This window comes from Streptomyces sp. NPDC059452, assembly GCF_042750035.1.
GTDB lineage: Bacteria > Actinomycetota > Actinomycetes > Streptomycetales > Streptomycetaceae > Streptomyces.
Genome location: NZ_JBHYVE010000012.1, coordinates 55,786 through 75,341 on the forward strand (window position 1 = coordinate 55,786; position 19,556 = coordinate 75,341).

Genomic DNA, 19,556 nt, shown 5'->3' on the forward strand with positions numbered 1-19,556 from the left:
CGGTGGCTGGGGGCGCCGGGCGCTGTGACCCGGGCGGCTCCGGCCTCGGCTCGGGGTGGTGCGCGGTGGCTGGGCGGGGGGGGGCGCTGCGCCCTGCGGTGATAAGTGGGGGGCGCCCGGGAAGATCCCGGGCGCCCCGCTAGTTAGTAGAAACGTGAACATTACTGGGGTGCGCGAGCTGGATGTGGTCGTGATCGGCGCCGGGCAGGCGGGGCTCTCGGCCGCCCACCATCTGCGCCGCGTCGGTCTGGAGCCGGACCGCGATTTCGTGGTGCTGGACCATGCGCCCCGGCCGGGCGGGGCGTGGCAGTTCCGCTGGCCCTCACTGACGTACGGCAAGGTCCACGGGATGCACGCGCTGCCGGGCATGGAGCTGACCGGCGCGGACCCCGCCCGGCCCTCGTCCGAGGTGATCGGCGCGTACTTCACGGCGTACGAGGACCGCTTCGACCTGCGTGTGCACCGGCCCGTCGAGGTGAGCGCCGTACGCGAGGGGAGCGGCGGGCGGCTGCTGGTGGAGACGTCCGAGGGGTCGTACGCCCCGCGCGCGCTGATCAACGCGACCGGCACCTGGGACCGGCCGTTCTGGCCGCGCTACCCGGGGCAGGAGACGTTCCGGGGGCGGCAGCTGCACACGGCGAACTACCCGGGGCCGGAGGAGTTCGCGGGGCAGCGCGTCATCGTGGTCGGGGGCGGCGCCTCCGGTACACAGCATCTGATGGAGATCGCCGAGTACGCCGCCGGGACCTTCTGGGTGACCCGGCGGGAACCGGTCTTCCGCGACGAGCCGTTCACCGAGGAGTGGGGGCGGGCCGCCGTGGCGATGGTGGAGGAGCGGGTCCGCAACGGGCTCCCGCCGCAGAGCGTGGTCAGTGTGACCGGACTGCCGGTCACCGAGGCCGTGCGGCGCGCCCGTGAGCAGGGGGTGCTCGACCGGCTGCCGATGTTCGACCGGATCACGCCGACCGGGGTGGCCTGGGACGACGGCCGGAGCGTCGAGGCGGACGTGATCCTGTGGGCGACCGGCTTCCGGCCCGCGGTGGACCATCTGGCCCCGCTCAAGCTGCGCGAGCCGGGCGGCGGCATCCGGGCGGAGAACACCCGTGCCGTACGGGACGGACGCGTCCATCTCGTCGGGTACGGGCCGTCCGCCAGCACCATCGGCGCCAACCGGGCGGGGCGTGCCGCTGTGCGGTCGGTGATGCGGCTGCTGGAGGGGTCCGGTGGTCCGCGGAGGGTGGAGGAGAAGGCCGGGGCCGCTCTTTGACAATCGGTGACGCTCTCTGACGACCGGTGCCGTCAGCCCGTGGCGGCGCGGCGGTTGCGGTTGAACTCCTCGACGTTCTTCTGCTGTTCGTCGTAGCTGTCGGTGAACCGGGTGTCCCCGGGGGCGACCGTGACGAAGTAGAGCCAGGGGCCGGGCGTGGGGGTGATGGCGGCGCGCAGGGCCTCCTCCCCCGGGTTGCCGATGGGGGTCGGCGGCAGCCCCTTGCGTACGTAGCTGTTGTACGGGCTGTCCAGCCGGGTGTCGGCGGTGGTGGTGTCCAGCGTGGAGCGCTTGAGGGCGTAGTTGATGGTGGAGTCCATCTGCAACGGCATGTCCTGGAGCAGCCGGTTGTAGACGACCCGGGCGACCTTGCCCATGTCGGATGCGGTGTCGGCCTCGGCCTGGACGATGCTGGCGATGGTGGCCGTCTCGTAGACGGTGACGTTGTTGCGCTGCGCCCCGGCGGTAATGTGGTCCGCCCCGAAGCGCTTGTGCGCGGTGTCCGCCATGTAGCGCAGCAGGCTCGTGGGCGTGGTCGTGGAGTCGACCGGATACGTGGCCGGGAAGAGGTACCCCTCGGGGTTGCCCTCGGCCTGGTCGGGCAACTCCAGGTCCACCGTCGCCACGGTCTTCCGCGTGGTGCCGGGCTTCAGGTCGAGCGCCCGGTCGACGGCTTCGTACACCTGCGAGGCGCGCCAGCCCTCCGGGATCACCAGGGTGCTCTGCGGGCGCTCCTGCTTCTTCTTCTCCTCGTCCGAGCCGAGCAGGGCGAGCGGGATCAGCACGGCGGCCGACACGACGAGCAGCCCCGCGACGATCAGGACGATCTTTCCGCGGCGGGTCGGGCGGAGTCTGCGACGGGGACGGGCGTCCGGGGACTCGTTCACCATGCGGGCACGTTAACCCGGTCCACGGCCGCCGGCCGGTAGCCCGGCTGCGGCGTCGGCTCCGGCGACACGAACGCCGTACGGCTCGACCAGAACACACGAACAAGGGAGCGGATGTTCGCTGGAACGCGTGATCGTACGAGGATTCGTTGCTGATCTCCTCCGGTGGGCGTGATGATTGCAGAGCGCAGTCAACGGGCTGCAGACCGCTACCGCGCAGTCCCACACATGCACCACGCACAAGGAGAACCACCGGATGAACTTCCTGACCAACCTGCTGGCCGGCATCGTCCACTTCGTGGGTTGGCTCGTCTGACCATCGCTCCGCCCGGCGCCGTCGCTCCCCGTCCCACGGGAGCGGCGGCGCCGCTGCGTGGGGTGCGCGGGGTGCATGGGGTGCGCGGGGCGCGGGGAAAGGAGAGCGGTCAGGGGGCCGGGACCGGGGACTGGTGGGAGTCGCGGCGGATCAGGGCGGCATACCGGCCGTCCCGGTCGAGCAGCTCCTCGTGTGTGCCGCGCTCGGCTATGCGGCCGCCGTCCAGGACGACGATCTGGTCCGCGTCGCGGACGGTGGAGAGGCGGTGCGCGATGGTGAGGGTGGTGCGGCCCTCGGAGAGCGCGTCGATCGCCTCCTGCACGGCGTGTTCCGTACGGGTGTCGAGCGCACTGGTCGCCTCGTCGAGGATCAGTACCGGCGGGTCGCGGAGGATGGTGCGGGCGATGGCGAGGCGCTGCTTCTCGCCGCCCGAGAAGCGGTAGCCGCGCTCGCCGACGAGGGTGTCGTAGCCGTCGGGCAGGGAGGCGATGTGGTCGTGGATCTGCGCGGCCCGGGCCGCGGCCTCGATCTCCGCGTCCGTGGCCTCCGGCTTGGCGAAGCGGAGGTTGTCGGCGACGGAGGCGTGGAAGAGGTAGGTCTCCTGGGAGACCACACCGACCGCTCGGGCCAGTGTGTCGAAGTCCAGGTCGCGGACGTCGACCCCGTCGAGCGTGACCCGGCCGCCGGTGACGTCGTAGAGGCGGGGCACGAGATAGCTGAGCGTGGACTTGCCGGAGCCGGTCGGGCCGACCACCGCCAGGCTGTGGCCCGCGGGGACGGTCACGTCGATGGCGCTGAGCGTGGGGGCGCCCTTGCCGTCCCGGCCGTTGTAGCTGAAGTCGACGCTCTCGAAGGCGATCTCGCCGCGGATCCTCTCGAGCCGGACGGGCTTCTCCGGTTCGGTGATGTCCACCGTGAGGTCCAGGTACTCGAAGATCCGCTGGAAGAGGGCCAGGGAGGTCTGCATCTGGACACCGGTCGAGAGCAGGCTCACCGCCGGGCGGAACAGCCCCTGCTGGAGGGTGACGAAGGCGACCAGCGTGCCGATGGAGACGGCGGTGGAGCCCGGCTGGGCGGTGAGGCCCGCGAACCAGTAGATGACGGCGGGCATGGCGGCCATGACGATGCCGATGATGGACATCCGCCAGCGGCCCGCCATGCTGGAGCGCACTTCCAGGTCGACCAGGCGCTCGGACTCCTCGGCGAACCCCTTGGTGAGGGAGTCGGAGCGGCCCATCGTGCGGCCGAGGAGGATGCCGCTGACCGAGAGGGACTCGGTCACCGTGGCGGCCATGGCGGCCATCTGCTTCTGCCGCTGGGTGGTGATCCTCTTCCGCTCCCGGCCGACGCGGCGGCTGATCGCGACGAAGACCGGCAGCAGGAGCAGCGACACGACGGTGAGCCGCCAGTCGAGCGCGAGCATGGCGACGACGGTCGCGATGACGGCGGTGAGGTTGGAGACGAGCGAGGTCGCCGTGGAGGTGACCGTCGCCTGCATACCGCCGATGTCGTTGGCGATACGGGACTGCACCTCGCCCGTGCGGGTGCGGGTGAAGAAGGCGAGCGGCATCCGCTGGAGCTGGGTGTACACGGCGGTGCGCAGATCGTGCATGACGCGCTGGCCGACCGTCGTCGAGATCAGCGTCTGCAGGACGCCGAAGACGCTGTTCATCACGGCCGTGAGGATCATGCCGAGCGCGAGCAGCGTCAGCAGCCCCGTGCGGCCCTGAGGGATGGCGGTGTCCAGGATCTCGCGCAGCAGGAACGGGGAGGCGACCGACACCAGGGAGGAGGCGCCGACCAGCAGCCCGACCACGGCGAGCCGGCCACGGTAGGGACGGAAGAGGCGGAGGATCCGGCGCACCTCGCCGGACGGCCGGTCGGAGGCCGCGTCGGGCGGGGGCGTCCAGGTGACTTCGTCGGGTTTCATGGGCTCCTTCGTGGGGCGTGCGGAACAGTCGGACGGGTCCGACCATTCAGAGCCTAGCTCACTGTTACCTATACTCACAATGAACGGGGTCCTGATATTGTTCCCGCATGGACGCACCAGATTCCCCCGACGCCGATGCCGCGGATGCGGCGGACGCCGTCGGCCGGTCCCACGATCGTGACCGCGACCCCGACGGCATGCTCGCCGAGCAGTTGCTGCGGCTGACGCGCCGGCTGCACCGCATCCAGAGCCGCCAGCTGGAGCCGATCGGCATCACCCCGGCCCAGTTCCGGCTGCTGCGGACGGTCGCGAGTTACGACGCGGCCCCCCGGATGGCCGATCTCGCCCAGCGCCTGGATGTCGTCCCGCGCGCCGTGACGACACTGGTCGACGCCCTGGAGGCGAGCGGACGGGTCCGGCGCGCCCCGGACCCGGACAGCCGCCGGGTGGTGCGCATCGAGATCACCGACGAGGGACGCGCCACACTGCGCTCCCTGCGCAACGCGCGCCGGGCGGCCGCAGAGGAGATCCTGGCCCCACTGACCGCCGACCAGCGGGAGGTGCTCGGCGGGCTGCTCTCCGCCCTGGTCGACGGAATGCCGGAGCGCCGCTGCTGAGAGCGCCGCTGCTGAGACCGGCGCTGCTGAGACCGGCGCTGCCGAGACCGAGTGCGCACGGCCCCGGGCCGGGGGCCGTGCACCGTACGACCGCCGAAGGGGACGCCGACATGCCGCTGCTGGAGCCCGACCCGGAAGCCCTCCGCCCCCGTACGGCACGCGCACCCGCCATCGACCGGGTCACCGACCGGAGCGCGAGCGGCACCCCGGAGCCCCTGCGTTCCGAGCTGATCGCCCTGCTCGGCGCGGACAAGGTGCTCTGGAAGGTCTCCGACCTCGTGCGGTACGCCTCCGACGCCAGCCCCTACCGCTTCCTCCCCCGGGTCGTGCTGGTCCCCGAGGATCTCGACGACGTCTCCGCGATCCTGTCCTACGCCCACGGCAAGGGCCGCGAGGTGGTCTTCCGGGCCGCCGGCACCAGCCTGAACGGCCAGGCGCAGGGCGAGGACATCCTCGTCGACGTACGCCGTCACTGGACCGGTGTCGAGGTGCTGGACGACGGCGCGCGGGCCCGGATCCGGCCGGGGACCACCGTCATGCGGGCCAACGCGACCCTCGCCCGGTACGGCAGGCTGCTCGGCCCCGACCCGGCGAGCGCCATCGCCTGCACGGTCGGCGGGGTCGTCGCCAACAACGCCTCCGGCATGACGGCGGGCACCACCCGCAACTCCTACCGCACTCTCGCCTCCCTCACCTTCGTCCTCCCGAGCGGCACCGTCGTCGACACCGCCGACCCGGCCGCCGACGAGGAGCTGGCCCGCGCGGAGCCAAGGCTGTGCGCGGGGCTGCTCGCGCTCAAGGCGGAGATCGAGGCGGACGAGGAACTGACCGCCCGCATCCGTACCAAGTACGCCATCAAGAACACCAACGGCTACCGCCTGGACGCCTTCCTCGACGGGGCGACCCCGGTGCAGATCCTGCGCGGGCTCATGGTCGGCTCCGAGGGCACGTTCGGCTTCATCTCCGAGACCGTCTTCGACACCCTGCCGCTGGACCGGCGGGTCACCAGCGCCCTGCTCTTCTTCCCCTCCCTCACTGCCGCCGCTGCCGCCGTCCCCCGGTTCAACGAGGCGGGGGCCATCGCGGTGGAGGTGATGGACGGCAACACCCTCCGCGCCTCGGTCAGCGTGCGGGGCGTCCCGGCCGACTGGGCGGCGCTGCCCCGTGAAACGGCCGCGCTGCTCGTCGAGTTCCGCGCCCCGGACGAGGCGGGCCAGGAGGCGTACGAGGAGGCCGCCGCCGACGTGATGCGGGGGCTGGACCTGGTGGTTCCGGCCGCCTCCGTCACCAACGCCTTCACCCGGGACGCCGGGACGATCGCCGGGTACTGGAAGGCGCGCAAGGCGTTCGTCACGGCGGTCGGCGGCTCCCGCCCCTCGGGTACGACGCTGATCACCGAGGACTTCGCGGTCCCGCCGGACCGGCTGGCCGACGCCTGCGAGGCCCTGCTGGAGCTCCAGTCACGGCATGGCTTCGACGCCGCCGTCGCCGGGCACGCGGCCCACGGCAATCTGCACTTCCTGCTCGCCTTCGACGCGGCACGGCCGGACGACGTCGAGCGGTACGACGCGTTCATGCAGGAGTTCTGCGCGCTCGTCGTGGACCGGTTCGACGGGTCCCTCAAGGCGGAGCACGCCACCGGCCGCAATATCGCGCCCTTCCTGGAGCGCGAGTGGGGCGAGCGGGCGACGGAGCTGATGTGGCGGACCAAGCAGGTCATCGACCCCGAAGGGGTCCTCGCGCCGCGCATCGTCCTCGACCGTGATCCCCGCGCCCATCTGCGCGGTCTGAAGACCATTCCGAAGGTGGAGGCGGTCGCCGACCCGTGCATCGAGTGCGGTTTCTGCGAACCCACCTGCCCCAGCGAAGATCTGACGACCACTCCGCGCCAACGGATCGTGCTGCGCCGCGAGATGATGCGCCAGGCGGACGGCTCCCCGGTGGAGGCCGGGCTGCTCGACGCCTACGGGTACGACGCCGTGGACACCTGCGCCGGGGACTCCACCTGCAAGCTCGCCTGTCCGGTCGGCATCGACACCGGGGCGATGATGAAGGGCTTCCGCCACCGCAGGCACACCCCGCGCGAGGAGCGGATCGCCGCGCTCACGGCGAAGAACTTCCATGTGGTGGAGGCCTCGGCGCGGCTCGCCGTGGCGGCGGGGCACGCCATCGGAGAGCGGGGCGGCGAGCGGCTGCTGGAGTCGGTGACGCGGCTCGCCCGCAGGGCCGTACGCCCCGATCTCGTACCGGAGTGGCTGCCTCAGTTGCCTGGTTCCGCCGCCCGGGAGCTGCCCCGCACCGCACGGGTGGGGGCGAGCGCGGTCTACTACCCGGCCTGTGTGAACCGCATCTTCGCCGGACCCGGGACGGAAGCTGATGGCCGTTGTGCTCCCTCCCTCGCCGAGGCCGTGGTGGCCGTCTCCGCGCGGGCCGGAAAGCCGGTGTGGATCCCCGAGGACGTCACGGGGACGTGCTGCGCGACGATCTGGCACTCCAAGGGGTACGACACCGGCAACAGGGTCATGGCGAACCGCATCGTGGAAGCGGCCTGGGGCTGGACGGCGGGCGGGACCCTGCCGCTGGTCGTGGACGCCTCCTCCTGCACGCTCGGGATCGCCGAGGAGGTCGTCCCGTATCTCACCGAGGACAACCGGGCGCTGCACCGGGAGCTGACCGTCGTGGACTCGCTGATGTGGGCGGCCGGTGAACTGCTGCCGGAGCTGAGGGTGTTCGAGCGGACCGGATCGGCCGTCGTCCACCCGACCTGCTCAATGGAACACCTGGGTGATGTCGAGCAGTTGCGTGCTGTGGCCGAGGCCTGTGCCGAAGAGGTCACCGTCCCGGACGGGGCGGGGTGCTGCGCGTTCGCGGGCGACCGGGGCATGCTGCACAAGGAGTTGACCGATACGGCCACGGCGAAGGAGGCCGCCGAGGTCAACTCCCGTACGTATGAAGCCTATCTGTCGGCCAACCGGATGTGCGAGATCGGCATGGAGCGGGCCACCGGGCACCCCTACCGCTCCGCCCTGATCGAGCTGGAGCGCGCCACCCGGCCACCGGGCCGCTGAGCACCCGAAGGAACCGGATACCCCGGAGCACCCGAAGGCCCGGAGGACCCGGCCGAGCGCAGGTCAGAGGCCCCGACTGGTTGGACCAGTCGGGGCCTTCGCGCGCCCTGAAGAAAAGTCCATGGTTTGAGTACGAGAGTCCAATTGGCTCTCTTGCGCACCATCAGCCTCACCGTCCAGGGTCCTTACCGAGGACCGGTCCCCCGGCCCCGCTCACCCACCGGTACGGGACCGGACCCGCTCGCGCACCGTCCAGAACCCCCACACCCCACCTGGAGGCTCGATGAACGACGACGCCCGGCCCGGACAGACACCGCAGGACCTCCCCCCGCAGAACACCGGCGACAACGCCGACCGGCAGGACCCCAGCCGCCGTTCGGTGCTGTGGACCACGGCGGGCGTGGCCGGGGCCGGACTCGGCCTGAGCTCCCTGACGGGAGGCACCGCGTCGGCCGCCGGGAGCGCCGCCCCGGAAGCCGTGCGAGCCGTGGCGGCCGCAGCGGCAGCCCCCGCCCGTCAGGGCCGCACGATGACGGGCGTCCCCTTCGAGCGGCGCTCGACCGTACGGGTCGGGATCATAGGTCTCGGCAACCGGGGCGACAGCATGATCGACCTCTTCCTCGCGGTCCCCGGCGTCCGGGTCGTGGCGGTCTGCGACCCGGTCCGGGAGAAGACGGTGAAGGCCGCGGCCAAGGTGACGGCCGCCGGGCAGCCCGCCCCCGCCGTCTACGCCAAGGGCGAGGACGACTACGTCAACCTGTGCCGACGCGGCGACATCGACTTCGTCTATGTGGCCACCCTCTGGGAGACGCACTTCCCGATGGCGAAGGCCGCGATGCTGAACGGGAAGCACGTCGGCGTGGAGTGTCCGGTCGCGATGCGGCTGGAGGAGCTCTGGCAGCTCGTCGACCTCTCCGAGCGCACCCGGCGCCACTGCATGCAGCTGGAGAACTGTTGTTACGGCAAGAACGAGATGCGGGTGCTCCGGATGGCACACGCGGGCCTCTTCGGGGACCTGCTGCACGGCGCGGGGGCGTACAACCACGATCTGCGGCAGCTGATGTTCGACCCGGACTACTACGAGGGCCCGTGGCGGCGGCTCTGGCACACCCGGCTCCGCGGCGACCTCTACCCCAACCACGGGTTCGGCCCGGTCGCCAACTACATGGACGTCAACCGGGGCGACCGGGCCGTCTCCATCACCAGCGTCGGCACCCCCGCCCTCGGCCTCGCCGCCTACCGCGAGGAGCACATGCCACCCGGTGACCCGAGCTGGAAGGAGTCGTACATCGGCGCCGACCGGACGATCAGCCTCGTGCGGACCGCCAAGGGCCGGGTGATCCGGCTGGAGCACGATGTGTCCTCGCCGCACCCGTACTCCCGGATCAACAGCCTCGGCGGTACCCGGGGCGTGTTCGAGGACTATCCGGAGCGGATCTATCTGGAGCCCACGAACACGGACCACCGGTGGGACGACTTCAAGAAGTACGCCGAGTGGGACCACTGGCTGTGGAAGGAACACGCCAATCCGCCGGGCGGCCATGGCGGGATGGACTACATCATGGTGTTCCGGCTGATGCAGTGCATGCGGCTCGGGCTCGTCCCGGACTTCGATGTGTACGACGCGGCCGTCTGGACGGCTCCGGTGCCGCTGAGCCACCTCTCCATCAAGGCCAAGGGCGCCCCGCTGCCGATCCCGGACTTCACCCGGGGGGCGTGGAAGGAGGCCAGGTCCGGCATGGACTCGGAGAAGCCCGCCACCTGACACCATGGGGTCCCGGGCGGCTCGGCCCGGGACCCCGCGGGGCGGCGGGACGGCCGCGAAAACCGGTTGCCCGGGAGGGGGACGGGAAGCGAACCTTGCACGGTTTGGTCACCCGTGTCTCCGGGGTCCGTACGGACCCCGAGCACTTCTAGCCCTGGGACGTCATGCAGATTCGCGATCTTCCGTATACGGATCCCGGCGACCCCGATGTACGGTCGGGCCCACGCTTCCTGTACTGGCTGGGGCGCAATCAGCTCGGCGGGCAGCTCAAGGCCCTCGGCTGGGGACTGCTCCACCAGGTGAGCATCGCCGGGTTCCCCGTCACCGTCGGCATCGCCGTCCAGGCCGTCGTGGACCGCTCCGGCTCGCGCCTCGCGCTGGCCGGCGGCCTGGTCGCGCTCCTGGGCATCACGATCGCGGTGGGCGACACCATGCTCCACCGGACCGCCGTGACCAACTGGATCACCGCCGCCGCCCGGGTGCAGCAGTTGCTGGCGCGCAAGACCGCCGAGCTGGGCGCCGCCCTGACCCGGCGGGTCGCGGCCGGTGAGGTGGTCGCCGTCTCGACGGGGGACGTGGAGAAGATCGGCTGGTTCGTGGAGGCGCTCTCCCGCTTCGCGGCCGCCGCCACCGCCCTCGTACTGGTCTGCGTGGGGCTGGTCCTCTACCTCCCGGCCCTCGGCGTCCTGGTGGCCGTCGCCATGCCCGTCCTGGCCCTCGCGGTGCTGCCGCTGCTCCCGCGCGCCACCCGGCGCGCCGACGAGCAGCGAGAGAAGGCCGGAAAGGCCACCGAGCTGGCCTCGGACACCGTGGCCGGGCTGCGGGTGCTGCGCGGCATCGGCGGCGAGGAGCTGTTCCTCGGCCGCTACCGCCGGGCCTCCCAGGAGGTCCGCCGGGCGGCCGTCCGCTCGGCCCGGATGTGGGCGCTGATCTCGGCGGTCCAGGTGCTGCTGCCGGGCATCCTGCTGATCTCCCTGATCTGGTACGGAGCGACGCTCGTACGCGACGGCCGCATCGAGGTCGGCCAGTTGGTCACGGTCTACAGCGCGGCCACGCTGATGATCTTCCCTCTCCGTCACTTCGAGGAGATCGCCATGGCCTACTCCTTCTCCCGGCCGTCCGCACAGCGTGCCGTACGGGTGCTCTCGCTGCGCCGCAGCGACCGGACGGCCACCGAGGCGGGCGGCGGCGTCCCCTCGGGCGATCTCTACGACCCCGCCACCGGGCTGATGGCGCCTCAGGGGCAGTTCACCGCCGTCGTCTGCGGCGATCCGGACGAGGCGGGACGGCTGGCCGAACGGCTCGGCGGCCACGCCCAGACCGACTCGGAGACCGATGGTGTCGCCGCCTCTGAGGCCGACGACACCGAGGACACCGCCCGAACGGAGAAGCAGGCCCCCTCGGTCCTGCTCGGTGCCGTACCGCTCGACGAACTCCCCCTGGACACCGCGCGCACCGCCGTCCTCGTCCAGGACAAGGACCCGGTCCTGCTCTCCGGCACGCTCCAGGAGCTGCTGGACGTGCCGTCCTCCGGGCTCGTCACCGCCGAGGAGGCGCTGGAGGCCGCGCAGTGCGGCGATGTGCTCGCCGCGCTGGCCCAGGCGTCGCCCGACGAGAACCGGGACCCGATGCGGACCCGGATCACCGAGCGGGGCCGGTCCCTCTCCGGCGGTCAGCGGCAGCGCCTCGCGCTGGCCCGTTCGCTGATCACCGACCCGGAGGCGCTGGTGCTCGACGAGCCGACCTCGGCCGTCGACTCGCACACCGAGGCGCGCGTCGCCGCCGGGGTCGCGGAGCTGCGCCGGGGCCGTACGACGGTCGCGTTCGCCTCCTCGCCGCTGCTGCTGGACGTGGCCGACCGGGTCGTCCTCGTCCACGAGGGCAGCGTGGTCGCCGCGGGCACCCACCGCGAACTGCTGCGCACCGAACCGCGCTATCGGGCCGTCGTCACCCGCGAGACCGACGAAGAAGCCGCGGCGAACGCCCGTACGGGGATCGACGCGGTCCCCGCCATGAAGAGCGCCGTGAAGAGCGCCCGCACGAGCACCCAGGAAATCGAGGAGAGGGCATGATCGGCGTCGCACCCCCGGCGTACGACCCGGCCGCCCCGGAGTCGGCCACCACCCTGCCCGTGGGCACCCCCACGACCGTACGGAGTTATGTACGGGATCTGCTGCGGCGCCACCGCAAGGCCTTCGTCCTCCTGATCGGTGCCAACGCGGTGGCGGTCATCGCGTCGATCGCCGGGCCGTATCTGCTCGGCGGGCTGGTCGAGGACCTCTCCGACGGGGTCGCCGATCTGCATCTGGAGCGCACGGCGGCGATCTTCGCCCTCGCGCTGGTGATCCAGACGGTGTTCACCCGGTCCATGCGGCTGCGCGGGGCGATGCTGGGCGAGGAGATGCTCGCCGATCTGCGCGAGGACTTCCTCGTACGGTCGGTGGGGCTGCCGCCGGGGGTCCTGGAGCGGGCCGGGACGGGCGATCTGCTCTCCCGGATCACCACGGACATCGACCGGCTGGCCAACGCGATGCGGGAGGCCGTACCGCAACTGGCCATCGGCGTCGTGTGGGCCGGGCTGCTGGTCGGCGCGCTCACCGTGACCGCGCCCCCGCTGGCGCTGGCCGTGGTGGTGGCGCTGCCGGTGCTGATCGTGGGCTGCCGCTGGTACTTCCGGCGCGCGCCCTCCGCGTACCGCTCGGAGGCGGCGGGGTACGCGGCCGTCGCCGCCATGCTCGCCGAGACCGTGGACGCCGGGCGGACCGTGGAGGCGCACCGGCTCGGCGCCCGCCGGGTCGGGCTGTCGGACCGGCGGATCACGGAGTGGACGGCCTGGGAGCGGTACACGCTGTTCCTGCGTTCGGTGCTCTTCCCGGTCATCAACGCCACGTACGTGACCGTCCTCGGCGCGGTCCTGCTGCTCGGCGGCTGGTTCGTGATGGAGGGCTGGCTGACGGTCGGGCAGCTCACCACGGGCGCGCTGCTGGCCCAGATGCTGGTCGACCCGATCGGGATGATCCTGCGCTGGTACGACGAACTCCAGGTCGCCCAGGTGTCGTTGGCGCGGCTGGTCGGCGTACGGGAGATCGAGCCGGACGCCGGTGACACGGCGGTCGGGCCGGACGGCCGGGACGTACGGGCGGACGACGTGCGCTTCGGGTACCGGGAGGGCGTCGACGTCCTGCACCAGGTGTCGCTGGAGGTGGCTCCGGGCACCCGGCTCGCCCTGGTCGGTCCTTCGGGCGCGGGCAAGTCGACGCTGGGCCGGCTGCTGGCCGGTATCTACGCACCGCGCACCGGAGAGGTGACGCTCGGCGGGGCCGAGCTGTCGCGGATGACGGCGGAGCGGGTCCGTGAACATGTGGCCCTGGTCAACCAGGAGCACCATGTCTTCGTCGGTTCGCTGCGGGACAACCTGCTGCTGGCCCGGGACGGGGCCCAGGACGCCGAGCTGTGGGCCTCGCTGGCCGCGGTGGACGCGGACGGCTGGGCGAAGGGCCTGGAGAAGGGGCTGGACACGGAGGTCGGTTCGGGCGGGTTCGCGCTGACCCCGGCGCAGGCGCAGCAGATCGCCCTGGCCCGTCTCGTCCTGGCCGACCCGCACACGCTGGTGCTGGACGAGGCGACCTCGCTGCTCGACCCGCGGGCCGCCCGCCACCTGGAGCGTTCGCTGGCCCGGGTGCTGGAGGGCCGTACGGTGGTGGCGATCGCGCACCGGCTGCACACCGCGCACGACGCGGACGTCATCGCGGTGGTGGAGGACGGCCGGATCAGCGAGCTGGGCAGCCATGACGAACTGGTGGCGGCGGACGGCGCGTACGCGGCGCTGTGGCGCTCCTGGCACGGGTGAGGGGCTCCGGGCCCGGGGGTCACCGTACCGTTCGGGTGCGGTGGGGCTGGAGGAGCTGGTCGACGGGCGCGTAGTCGTCGGTGAGGACCGGGGCGTCGCCGGTCCAGGCGGTGACGGTGTCCCCGGTGGCGATCCTCCAGCCGGTCTCCCGGGCGTCCAGAGCCTTCTGGATCGCGCGCGTGTCGAACGGCCGGTCGGAGGCGACCACCAGCAGGTTGCCGCCCACCGGGGTGGCGGCGGGGTCGAGGCCGATGTCCACGGGGGCGCCGATGAGGGCGACATGCGTGAAGAGCTCGGTCAGGGTGGCGACTTCGGCGCGGGCGAAGGCCAGTTCGCCGTGGTCGATGAGGTTGGCGACGTACAGGCCGTCGTCCTTGAGCACCCGGCGTACGTCGGTCAGCGCCTCCGTGGTCGTGAGGTGCCAGGGCACGCTGACACCGCCGAAGGCGTCGCCGACGACCAGGTCCCGGCTGTCGGCGTCCAGCCGCTTCAGGCCCAGCCTGCCGTCCTCGACGCGGACGTCGATGCCGGTGGACTCGTCGAGGCCGAGCTGTTCGCGGTCGATGCGGACGACCCCGCCGTCGATCTCGGAGACGAGGCTGCGGGTGCCGGGGCGGGCGGTGGCGAGGTAGCGGGGGAAGGTGAGGCCGCCGCCCCCGATGTGGTGGGCGGCGATCGGCTGGTCCTCGGGGAACGCGGTGTCGGCCACCGCCGCGATGGCGCGCACGTAGGCGAACTGAAGATACGTCGGGTCGTCGACGTCTACATAGGAGTGGCGCAGCCCGTCCAGGACGAGGGTGCGGCCGGTGGCCCGGTCGGGGTCCTCGACGATCCGGGCGCAGTGGTACCGGGTCTCCGCGTCGCAGCCGCCGGGGGCGAACCCGGTGGCGAGGGAGCCCGCGACGACGGTGGCCAGCGCCACGGCCGATCCCCGGCGCCGGTTGCGCGCCCGCCACCGGACCAGCGCGGAGGCGATCACCAGCAGGCCGCCGAGGCCGGTCAGGATGAAGCTGACGGGCAGCCGCGAGACCAGGACGAAGCCGGTGAGGACCGTGCCGACGATGGCGCCGAAGGTGCCCACGCCGGAGAGCCGCCCCACCACCGTCCCGGTCTCGGCGAGGCTGGTGAGCCGCAGCTTGGTGACGATCGGGGTGATGGCCGAGAGCAGGGCGCCGGGCACCAGGAGGGTCCCCGCCGCGACCAGCAGGAGCAGCGGCGCCGCCCACTCCGCCGTGGTGCGGAGCAGCAGCGGGGTGAACGAGACGACCACGCCGGAGACCCCGAGCGCGGGGCCGATGAGCCGGTGCGGGTCGACCTGGTCGGCGGCGCGCCCGCCCAGCCAGGAGCCGAGCGCGATCGCGGTGAGGGCGATGCCGATCACCATGGTGCTGGTTTCGAGGGTGAGGCCGAGATACGGGGCCAGCAGCCGCAGGGCGACGATCTCGACCACCAGGACCGCGGCCGATGAGCCGAACACGAGGGCCGCTGCGGCACGATGGCCCAGCCCCCGGTCGCGGGGCGGGCCGTCGGCCACGGGTGAGTCGTCGGCCACGGGGGAGGAGGGCGGTGTGGTCACGGCAGCATCCTCCCATGCGGAGGCCGAACTCCCGCTGCCCGGACAGGTCGGCGCTCGGGCGGGCCAGGGGCGGGGCTCGGAGCTCGGAAGCGGAGCCACGGTCGGCGGCGCTCGGACGCAGGCGACCGTCGGCGCTTGGATGCAGGCCACTAAGATGATTAGTATGCGAGGCCCAGCCTCCGCACGGCCGGTCACCCGCCCCGGGGGCCGGTGGAGGCGTCGCTGAATCCGCAGCACCGCCGCGGGGCTTGACGGACGGCCCAGCCGTCCGCCGGCGGCCGAGGAAAGAAGGAGCCCGTCCCAGTGGCGTCCCATCGTCGTCCCAAGCAGCCCAGCCACGGTTACGTCTCCGTGATCACGGCGACCGCCGCGGTGAGCGTCGCGCTCTCCGCCCAGTCGGCGTCGGCCGATCCCCTGCCGGATCCGAACAAGAAGGGCGTGCAGGCCCAGATCGACCGCCTCTACGAGGACGCCACCCAGGCGACGGAGAAGTACAACGGGGCGAAGGAGAAGGCCGAGAAGCTCCAGAAGGAGGCCGACAACCTCCAGGCGGCCGTGGCCCGTAAGCAGGACGACCTCAACGAGCTGCGCCGCGGCCTCGGTTCCGCGGCCACCGCCCAGTACCGCAGCGGCGGCCTCGACCCCTCGGTCCAGCTGCTGCTCTCGTCCGACCCGGACGCCTTCCTCGACGAGGCGTCGGTGCTCGACCGGGTCGGCGCACGGCAGTCGGAGGCGCTCCAGCGGTTCCTCTCGGAACAGCGCGCCCTGCGGCAGCAGCGCACCCAGGCCGCCGAGAAGCTCGCCGGTCTGCAGGACACCCGCAAGGAACTGGGCAACCGGAAGAACGAGATCCAGGGCAAGCTGGCGGAGGCACAGCGCCTCCTCAACACGCTGACGGCCAAGGAGCGGGCCGAGATCGCCGCCAAGGAGGAGCGGGCCAACCGGGCGAGCGAGCGGGTCCAGCTCGCCAACCAGGCCGCCGCCGGGAACAAGACGGGCACCGGCAACCAGGCGAGCGCGGGCAACACGGCCGGTTCCGGGAACGAGGCCGGTTCTCCGGGACGTACCGGCTCGGCCTTCGAGGCGGCGAAGACCAGGGTCGGCATGCCGTACGTGTGGGGGGCCACCGGACCGGGGTCGTTCGACTGCTCCGGGCTGACCTCCTGGGCGTTCAAACAGGCCGGGGTGGACCTGCCCCGCACCTCCCAGGCCCAGGCCAACTTCGGGACCCGGATCAACTCCTTGAGCGACCTCAGGGTCGGCGACCTCGTCATCATGCGTACGGACCTGAGCCATGTCGGCTTCTACGCCGGGAACGGCCAGATCCTCCACTCCCCGAAGCCGGGGGCCCAGGTGCGCTACGAGTCGATGGCGCGCAGCGGGATGCCGTTCATGTGGGGCGTACGGATCTGAGCCTGTCGGCCGGTCACCCGAGTCCGGCGTGACAGGTCAGCAGGACGGGCAGCAGCGGGGCCAGGAGGGCGCCGGTGCCGACCGTGCAGCGGAGGGCGGGACGTACACCGCGCTGCGGCACCAGCACCCGCTTCAGGCGGATCACCACGCTCTCGCCCCCGACCGCGAGCGCCCCGCGCGGTGCCCGGCCCGCGGCGAGGGTGAACATCGCCGTGGCCAGCGCGTGGTGCGGGGAGCGGCGCAGGGCCCGGTCGTCGGCGGCCATCTCCAGCAACAGGGGGACCTGCTCCCGCAGATGCCGGGCCAGGGGCACCCCCGGGAGGACCCGGGCGAAGGCATGGGCCGCCGCGAGGACCAGGTGGTGGCGGCCGTCGATGTGGGCCCGCTCGTGTTCGACGACGGCGCCGAGCTCGTCACGGGTGAGGGCGTCGACGGCACCGCTGCTGACGACGATCCTCGCCCGGCGGCCCGGGAGGCAGTAGGCGGCGGGCTCCGCGTGCTCCACCACGGTGGCCCGCAGCCGCGCCGATGGGCGGCCCACCTTGTCCAGGACCTCGCGGTGCCGGGCCCGGGCCGTGTACGCCCGTACGGTGTGCAGGGCGAAGGCGGTCAGATGGGCGGCGGCCGGCACGACGAACGCCGCCGGCCCCAGGGCGGACAGCGCGCCCCCGGCGGACGGGCCGAGCCCCAGGGCCGCCCCGCAGGAGTAGAGGACTCCGTGCAGATGCGCCCCCGGGGTGGCGAGGTGCAGGGCGGCCAGGGAGAGGCAGAGCGAGAAGGACGCCGCGAGGGCGAACCAGACGGCGACCGCCAGCAGGGGTGCCCGCTGGGGCCAGGCGCTGCGGAGCAGCACGCGCGGGGCCACCACCGCGACGGCGGCCGCGTAGCCGAGGAAGGCGGGGGCCGCGTTCACAGCTCGCCGCCCCGGCCCGTCGCCCGCAGCGCCTCGCGCAGCGCGGCGACCTCCTCGTCGGTCATCCGTTCCACGAAGTGGACGAGGGCGGCCGAGCGGTCCCGGCTCGCCCCCAGGGCGTCCTCCATGAGGGCCGCCGAGTACGCCTCACGGCTGCGCACCGGGGTGTAGAGCCACGCCTGCCCCCGCTTCCGCCGGGTCAGCCAGCCCTTGTCGTAGAGGATCGTGGCCACGGTCATGACCGTCGTGTAGGCGGCCGGGCGGCGGAGGTTGATGTCGTCGACGACCTCGCGGACCGTCGCCGGTCTGTCCCATTTCCACAGACAGTCCATGATCTCGGCCTCAAGCTCTCCGAGCCGTCGCATTCCGCGTCCCTCTTCCAGCATCCCCGCGTCCCCGCATCCCGACGCCTTCGCGCGCCCGGCATCACATAGTAGGTTCGTGCCCCGCCGCCCGGTGCCTATACGGCCCGGGACCGTGCCCGGCTCCGTATCATCCGCGCGCCAGCCCCTCCTCGATGAGTCGGCGGAACTCCTCGTACGAGGCGGGGGTGGCGATCCTGAGCCCGTCGACGAAGAACGTCGGGGTGCCCTGGACACCGAGCCCGAGGCCGTCACGCTGGTCGGCCTCGACCCGCTCGGCGGTCTTCGGGTCGTTCAGCGCCTTGGTGAACGCGGCCATGTCGAGGCCCAGTTCCTCGGCGTACTCACGGAAGAGCGTCTCCTTGGACTCGGTGGCCTCGCCCCACTGCGCCTGGGTGTCGAAGAGCTTGCCGTACATCTCCTCGAACTTGCCCTGCCCGGCGGCGGCCTCCACCGTGCGGGCGGCGAGTTCGGCGTTGCGGTGACCCGGCATCGGGAAGTAGCGGACGACGAAGGTGACCCGGTCCCCGTACTCCTCGCGCAGCTTCTCCACCGCCGGGTAGACCGAACCGCACGCCTCGCATTCGAAGTCCAGGAACTCCACCACCGTCAGCTCGCTCCGCTCCGGCGTGGTCAGCCGGTGGCTGGACGCCCGTACGGGCTGGGCCTGGGCCGCCGGTTCGATGTCCGCCATTCCCCGGTCGCGGTCCTTCGGTGCCAGCAGCAGGAAGGAGCCGAGTCCGGCGGCCAGCGCGGCCAGGATCACTGCTGCGACGATCAGATGCTTCTTCATGGGTCGTTCGTCCTCACGGAACTGGCCGGGCACGGCGGTGGTCGTCGGGTGCCCGGCGGGGCAGGACGGGCCCCGCAGGGCCCGTCAGGGCAGGCAGAGGCCGCCGGCCGGGACGGTCCGGCTCAGCGGCGGCGCGAGGCCGCCGGGCGGAGGGGCCCGCCCCGACCGCAGCCGCGCGAGGACGGCCGACTTCGGGCGCCGGGTGCGCCCCCGGTGCCCGCCCTGCGGCCACGGGACGCGGAGGTCGTCCTGCGCCGGGGGCCGGACGAGGGCGAGGAGGCGGCCCACGGCCGCCAGCAGGGGCCTGCCCTGCCCGAGCAGCCGCTCGGTGAGGCCCAGCGCGCGGGCCGCGACGAGCAGGGCGACCAGCTGCCCGGAGAGCAGCACGCCCGAGGGGACATGGGTGTTCGCGCCGTGCCCGGTCCAGAGCGGCACCCCGCCCGTGCCCACCGCACGGCAGACCCCGGGCAGCGCGTACGCGAGCTGGTAGGCCAGCTGGGAGGCGGCGAGGACCCCCACGACCTGGGTGTCCGACAGCCGCCGCCGGGTCAGCACCACCGCCGCCGGGACGGCCACCCCGGCGACCGCCGCGAGGAGGACCCACACCGGGGCACGGCAGCGGGCGAGCAGATGGCCGACGAGCGGCAGCGACACGCACAGCGCCGCGAGCGCCCCGGCCCGCAGCCCGCGCACGACCCCGGCCGCCGGGGAGGCGGGACCGGGTGGGCGGAGCGGCGGCATACCGGTGGCTTTCGCAGGAGGTGGAGTTGGGTTGGCCCCGGGGGGGACGGCCTGCGCC

At 72.6% G+C, this 19,556-nt stretch carries 15 protein-coding genes; 8 read left to right on the forward strand and 7 right to left on the reverse strand.

Annotated elements, in window-relative coordinates; genetic code table 11:
• The first annotated feature begins 169 nt into the window (after positions 1–169).
• On the forward strand, positions 170–1,267 hold the full coding sequence (locus ACFW9Z_RS17725; RefSeq protein ID WP_384641241.1) for an NAD(P)-binding domain-containing protein: 1,098 nt from the start codon (positions 170–172) through the stop codon (positions 1,265–1,267).
• 32 nt (positions 1,268–1,299) lie between these two features.
• On the opposite strand, the gene mltG is transcribed toward ACFW9Z_RS17725, so the two are convergent.
• Positions 1,300–2,157 carry an endolytic transglycosylase MltG gene (gene mltG / locus ACFW9Z_RS17730; RefSeq protein WP_384641244.1) on the reverse strand — a complete coding sequence of 286 codons (858 nt, stop codon included), beginning with the start codon at positions 2,155–2,157 and terminating at the stop codon, positions 1,300–1,302.
• 175 nt (positions 2,158–2,332) lie between these two features.
• Here mltG and ACFW9Z_RS17735 point away from each other — a divergent pair, with 175 nt between their 5' ends.
• Entirely contained in the window at positions 2,333–2,470 is a 138-nt protein-coding gene (locus ACFW9Z_RS17735) for a hypothetical protein (RefSeq protein WP_384641247.1), read from the forward strand.
• 109 nt (positions 2,471–2,579) lie between these two features.
• Here the strand turns inward: ACFW9Z_RS17735 and ACFW9Z_RS17740 are convergent, their stop codons facing one another.
• A complete protein-coding gene (locus ACFW9Z_RS17740) occupies positions 2,580–4,400 on the reverse strand; it encodes an ABC transporter ATP-binding protein (protein WP_384641250.1) in 1,821 nt (606 codons plus the stop codon).
• Between the two features lie 107 nt (positions 4,401–4,507).
• Between ACFW9Z_RS17740 and ACFW9Z_RS17745 the strand changes: the two genes are divergently transcribed.
• The 5 genes from ACFW9Z_RS17745 to ACFW9Z_RS17765 all read left to right on the forward strand — a co-directional run bounded on the left by ACFW9Z_RS17745 (position 4,508) and on the right by ACFW9Z_RS17765 (position 13,700).
• Positions 4,508–5,017, forward strand: coding sequence for a MarR family winged helix-turn-helix transcriptional regulator (locus ACFW9Z_RS17745; protein WP_384641252.1), 510 nt, complete (start codon positions 4,508–4,510; stop codon positions 5,015–5,017).
• 110 nt (positions 5,018–5,127) lie between these two features.
• Entirely contained in the window at positions 5,128–8,085 is a 2,958-nt protein-coding gene (locus tag ACFW9Z_RS17750; RefSeq protein WP_384641641.1) for an FAD-binding and (Fe-S)-binding domain-containing protein, read from the forward strand.
• A gap of 283 nt (positions 8,086–8,368) precedes the next feature.
• Entirely contained in the window at positions 8,369–9,850 is a 1,482-nt protein-coding gene (locus ACFW9Z_RS17755; RefSeq protein WP_384641255.1) for a Gfo/Idh/MocA family protein, read from the forward strand.
• Between the two features lie 164 nt (positions 9,851–10,014).
• Positions 10,015–11,922, forward strand: coding sequence for an ABC transporter transmembrane domain-containing protein (locus ACFW9Z_RS17760; RefSeq protein ID WP_384641258.1), 1,908 nt, complete (start codon positions 10,015–10,017; stop codon positions 11,920–11,922).
• Positions 11,919–13,700: an ABC transporter ATP-binding protein gene (locus ACFW9Z_RS17765; RefSeq protein ID WP_384641261.1), complete on the forward strand. Its 1,782-nt coding sequence runs from the start codon at positions 11,919–11,921 to the stop codon at positions 13,698–13,700. The genes ACFW9Z_RS17760 and ACFW9Z_RS17765 overlap by 4 nt, the downstream gene beginning before the upstream one ends.
• A gap of 19 nt (positions 13,701–13,719) precedes the next feature.
• On the opposite strand, the gene ACFW9Z_RS17770 is transcribed toward ACFW9Z_RS17765, so the two are convergent.
• On the reverse strand, positions 13,720–15,276 hold the full coding sequence (locus ACFW9Z_RS17770; protein WP_384641264.1) for a fused MFS/spermidine synthase: 1,557 nt from the start codon (positions 15,274–15,276) through the stop codon (positions 13,720–13,722).
• A gap of 303 nt (positions 15,277–15,579) precedes the next feature.
• Between ACFW9Z_RS17770 and ACFW9Z_RS17775 the strand changes: the two genes are divergently transcribed.
• On the forward strand, positions 15,580–16,689 hold the full coding sequence (locus tag ACFW9Z_RS17775) for an NlpC/P60 family protein (protein WP_384641267.1): 1,110 nt from the start codon (positions 15,580–15,582) through the stop codon (positions 16,687–16,689).
• Between the two features lie 13 nt (positions 16,690–16,702).
• Here the strand turns inward: ACFW9Z_RS17775 and ACFW9Z_RS17780 are convergent, their stop codons facing one another.
• The 4 genes from ACFW9Z_RS17780 to ACFW9Z_RS17795 form a co-directional block, all read right to left on the reverse strand.
• Positions 16,703–17,602, reverse strand: coding sequence for a M56 family metallopeptidase (locus ACFW9Z_RS17780; protein ID WP_384641270.1), 900 nt, complete (start codon positions 17,600–17,602; stop codon positions 16,703–16,705).
• Complete coding sequence (locus tag ACFW9Z_RS17785) at positions 17,599–17,967, reverse strand: BlaI/MecI/CopY family transcriptional regulator (protein ID WP_384641273.1); 369 nt, start codon at positions 17,965–17,967, stop codon at positions 17,599–17,601. The genes ACFW9Z_RS17780 and ACFW9Z_RS17785 overlap by 4 nt, the downstream gene beginning before the upstream one ends.
• A gap of 127 nt (positions 17,968–18,094) precedes the next feature.
• The gene (locus ACFW9Z_RS17790; protein WP_384641275.1) at positions 18,095–18,757 is read right to left on the reverse strand and encodes a DsbA family protein; all 663 of its coding nucleotides are present in this window, start codon (positions 18,755–18,757) and stop codon (positions 18,095–18,097) included.
• 84 nt (positions 18,758–18,841) lie between these two features.
• Positions 18,842–19,498, reverse strand: a complete 657-nt coding sequence (locus tag ACFW9Z_RS17795; protein ID WP_384641278.1) for a hypothetical protein — start codon at positions 19,496–19,498, stop codon at positions 18,842–18,844.
• Between the last annotated feature and the right edge of the window lie 58 nt (positions 19,499–19,556).

Bases quoted from the DNA above. Each gene is read 5' to 3' on its own strand.
- mltG (WP_384641244.1), bottom strand. From the start codon at position 2,157: ATGGTGAACGAGTCCCCGGACGCCCGTCCCCGTCGCAGACTCCGCCCG.
- ACFW9Z_RS17740 (WP_384641250.1), bottom strand. From the start codon at position 4,400: ATGAAACCCGACGAAGTCACCTGGACGCCCCCGCCCGACGCGGCCTCC.
- ACFW9Z_RS17745 (WP_384641252.1), top strand. From the start codon at position 4,508: ATGGACGCACCAGATTCCCCCGACGCCGATGCCGCGGATGCGGCGGAC.
- ACFW9Z_RS17750 (WP_384641641.1), top strand. From the start codon at position 5,128: ATGCCGCTGCTGGAGCCCGACCCGGAAGCCCTCCGCCCCCGTACGGCA.
- ACFW9Z_RS17755 (WP_384641255.1), top strand. From the start codon at position 8,369: ATGAACGACGACGCCCGGCCCGGACAGACACCGCAGGACCTCCCCCCG.
- ACFW9Z_RS17760 (WP_384641258.1), top strand. From the start codon at position 10,015: ATGCAGATTCGCGATCTTCCGTATACGGATCCCGGCGACCCCGATGTA.
- ACFW9Z_RS17765 (WP_384641261.1), top strand. From the start codon at position 11,919: ATGATCGGCGTCGCACCCCCGGCGTACGACCCGGCCGCCCCGGAGTCG.
- ACFW9Z_RS17785 (WP_384641273.1), bottom strand. From the start codon at position 17,967: ATGCGACGGCTCGGAGAGCTTGAGGCCGAGATCATGGACTGTCTGTGG.
- ACFW9Z_RS17790 (WP_384641275.1), bottom strand. From the start codon at position 18,757: ATGAAGAAGCATCTGATCGTCGCAGCAGTGATCCTGGCCGCGCTGGCC.
- ACFW9Z_RS17795 (WP_384641278.1), bottom strand. From the start codon at position 19,498: ATGCCGCCGCTCCGCCCACCCGGTCCCGCCTCCCCGGCGGCCGGGGTC.